Origin of the sequence: Kitasatospora sp. NPDC057518, from assembly GCF_042802075.1 — a bacterium.
GTDB lineage: Bacteria > Actinomycetota > Actinomycetes > Streptomycetales > Streptomycetaceae > Kitasatospora.
In genome coordinates this window covers 1-3,063 of sequence record NZ_JBHVEU010000678.1, presented here as the reverse complement: position 1 = coordinate 3,063, position 3,063 = coordinate 1, and the positions used below count along the sequence as shown (strand labels likewise).

Sequence of the window (3,063 nt, the reverse complement as noted above, 5' to 3'; positions counted from 1 at the left end):
GGCCCGAAGACCCGCTGTTGCAGCGGGTGGGGCCCGTCGGCATTTCGGGTGACAGCCGGCCGCCCGCGGCGTGCCACCCGGAAACCGGGCGGCCGCGGTGGGACAAGCTGGGTGCCGCCCGTCCCGCGCCGGGGAGTGCCGCAGGCCGCCCCCGGTCCGCCCGACCGGGTCAGCTGAGGTTCCGCAGGACGACTGGACGGAGGCGCGCGGTGGCGAAGCTCGCAGGTCAACTGGTCGAAGCCCTCGAAGGGCTGTTGGGGGTCCCGGTACCGCTGCGGGTACAGGCCTGGGACGGCAGCACCGCCGGGCCGCCGGGCGCGCCCACCGTGGTCCTGCGCAACCGCCGGGCGCTGCGCCGGCTGGTCTGGCAGCCGGGCGAGCTGGGCCTGGCCCGGGCCTACGTCGCGGGGGACCTGGAACTCGCCCCCGGCACCGACCTGTACGAGACGCTCTCCGCCGTCGCCCGCTTCGCCGAGCGGCCGGAGGTCCGCACCCTGGCCCTCGGGCCGCGCGAGGCGCTCGGCCCCAAGGGCCGCCGGGTGCTCGCCGCCGCGCTGCGGGCCGGGGCGGTCGGCCTCGAGCCCGAGCCGCCCCGCGAGGAGGTCCGCAGGGCCCCCGGGCGGCTGCACAGCCGCAGCCGCGACCGCGCGGCCATCAGCCACCACTACGACGTCGGGAACGACTTCTACCGGATCGTGCTGGGCTCCTCGATGGTCTACTCGTGCGCCTACTGGGCGCCCGAGGCGAAGAGCCTGGAGGCGGCCCAGGAGGCCAAGCTCGACCTGATCTGCCGCAAGCTCGGCCTGCGCCCCGGGATGCGCCTGCTGGACGTCGGCTGCGGCTGGGGCTCGCTGCTGCTGCACGCGGCGAAGCACTACGGGGTCACCGCGGTCGGCGTCTCCATCTCCACGGAGCAGGTCGCGCTGGCCCGCGCCAGGGTCGAGGAGGCCGGGCTGTCCGACCGGGTCGAGGTCCGGCTCCAGGACTACCGGGAGATCACCGACGGGCCCTTCGACGCGATCTCCAGCGTCGGGATGGCCGAGCACGTCGGCTCCGAGCAGTACCGGGTCTACGCCGAGGGCCTGTACCGGCTGCTGGTGCCCGGCGGCCGGCTGCTCAACCACCAGATCGCCCGCCGCCCCGACATCCCCGGGGTGCCGCACCGCACCAGCCCCTTCATCGACCGCTACGTCTTCCCGGACGGCGAGCTCTCCCCCGTCGGGTCCACGGTGGCCCGGCTGGAGGAGGCCGGCTTCGAGGTCCGGGACGTCGAGTCGCTGCGCGAGCACTACGGGCTGACCCTGCGCGAGTGGGTGGCCAACCTGGAGGCGCACTGGACGGAGGCGGTCCGGCTGGTCGGCCGCGGCCGGGCCCGGGTCTGGCGGCTGTACATGGCGGCCTCCGCGCTCGCCTTCGAGCAGAACCGGATCGGGATCAACCAGGTCCTCGCCGTCCGCAGCACCGAGGAGGGCGCGGCGGGCCTGCCGCCGACCCGCGAGGAGTGGCTGCTGCGTCCCTCCGTGGGTGCGCCGCAGCTGGTCGCGGGGGGTGCCGCCGCAGCCCCGGCCGACCCGGATTTGGGAGATCGGCCGTCGGTCCGCTAATCTTTCAGTGCGGCAAGGGCCTATAGCTCAGACGGTTAGAGCGCTTCCCTGATAAGGAAGAGGCCACAGGTTCAAGTCCTGTTAGGCCCACCACCGCGAAGGGCCCGGAGTGATCCACTCCGGGCCCTTCGGCGTTTTCGCGGATCGGCCGGCATCCGGTACGATCTCTCATCGGTGAGGGCCTATAGCTCAGACGGTTAGAGCGCTTCCCTGATAAGGAAGAGGCCACAGGTTCAAGTCCTGTTAGGCCCACCTCCCCGAAGGGCCCGGAGTGATCCACTCCGGGCCCTTCGGCGTTTCCCGCCGCGCTGCCTCCGCGCGTCCCGCCGCATGCCCGCCGCGTTCCCACCGCATTCCCGCCGCCGGGCCGGGAACCGCGCGCCCCTCCCGACGGTTCTCGGGGGAGGGACGGTGGAGGGTTGGTGACGGCATGGCGGTGTTCTGGGCGATGAGCATCCCCGGACTGGTCTGCGCCCTGGTGGTGCTGGCCGCGCTCGATCAACTGGCACTGCGGGCGCGCCGCGCCCGCTGGGTGCCCTGGCGGGGGACGGGCCGGGAGGGGCAGATCTCGGCCACCGGGTTCGAGCAGCTGCACGCGCAGTTCGCCGCGGGCAAGCAACACGAGCTGGACGAACGTCGCAGCACCCTGATGCTGCGGGACGAGGAGGGCGAGGGGGCGCCGCCGCGGACCAGGGTGGACCTGGCGAACGGCACCGCCGTGGTGGTGGCACCGGGCCGCCCGGCGGACGGGACGGCGGGCGGACCCGCGGACGGCTCGGCGGGCCGGGTCTGATCCGCGGGCGCGCGGGACGGTCCGGGCACGGTCGGACCGCCCGCCAGGAGGTGCGGCGTCAATCCTGGGACCGGACCGCCGGGTTGGCCGCACCGGTGGCTGGTCACGATTGGGACACCGGTGTGTATCATCGGCCGCAAGGGCAGTCTGGCACCCGGCCGCCCGTTCGCGCTCGAAACACAACTGGACTCGTCGGCCCGGTCAGTCCGGCCGGATCCGGCTCTTGAGTCCACCAACGCAAGAAGGACGAGGTCCCGCGGTGAAGAAGCTTCTCCTGGTCGCCCTGGTCGCCCTCGGCGGCTTCTTTGTCTACCGTCAGGTCCAGGCGGACCGCGCCGAGCAGGACCTGTGGACCGAGGCCACCGACCCGGTCCCGGCCGGTCGCTGAGCCCCCGGCGATCTGACGATCGACGAACTCCGGAGGCGCCCGTCGGCGCCTCCCGGGCCGGCCGGCCCGGTCGACGAACCGGACCGGCCGACCCCTTGGAACGGCACCGTTCCGGGGGGACGGCGCTGGGAATCGCGCCGGAAACCGGTACGCTAGTGCCCGTTGGCACGCGCGCGGTGCCGTCGAGGGGCATTAGCTCAGTTGGTAGAGCGCTGCCTTTGCAAGGCAGATGTCAGGAGTTCGAGTCTCCTATGCTCCACAGTCCACAGCAGTAGCCC

At 73.3% G+C, this 3,063-nt stretch carries 3 protein-coding genes and 3 tRNA genes; all 6 read left to right on the top strand.

Features of this window, described 5'->3' with window-relative positions:
• Positions 1–209: 209 nt before the first annotated feature.
• A complete protein-coding gene (locus ACFU7Z_RS38230; protein ID WP_074001901.1) occupies positions 210–1,604 on the top strand; it encodes a cyclopropane-fatty-acyl-phospholipid synthase family protein in 1,395 nt (464 codons plus the stop codon).
• Between the two features lie 16 nt (positions 1,605–1,620).
• A tRNA-Ile gene (locus tag ACFU7Z_RS38225) sits at positions 1,621–1,697 on the top strand.
• An 85-nt stretch (positions 1,698–1,782) separates the two neighbouring features.
• Positions 1,783–1,856 (top strand) — tRNA-Ile (locus ACFU7Z_RS38220).
• Between the two features lie 178 nt (positions 1,857–2,034).
• Positions 2,035–2,397, top strand: a complete 363-nt coding sequence (locus ACFU7Z_RS38215; protein ID WP_117488751.1) for a DUF6191 domain-containing protein — start codon at positions 2,035–2,037, stop codon at positions 2,395–2,397.
• 259 nt (positions 2,398–2,656) lie between these two features.
• Positions 2,657–2,785: a DLW-39 family protein gene (locus tag ACFU7Z_RS38210; protein ID WP_014137031.1), complete on the top strand. Its 129-nt coding sequence runs from the start codon at positions 2,657–2,659 to the stop codon at positions 2,783–2,785.
• Between the two features lie 186 nt (positions 2,786–2,971).
• Positions 2,972–3,044: transfer RNA gene (locus tag ACFU7Z_RS38205), tRNA-Ala, on the top strand.
• Positions 3,045–3,063: the final 19 nt, after the last annotated feature.

What these genes read in the sequence shown, in the direction of transcription:
- ACFU7Z_RS38215 (WP_117488751.1), top strand. Translation starts at nt 2,035, where the DNA reads ATGGCGGTGTTCTGGGCGATGAGCATCCCCGGACTGGTCTGCGCCCTG.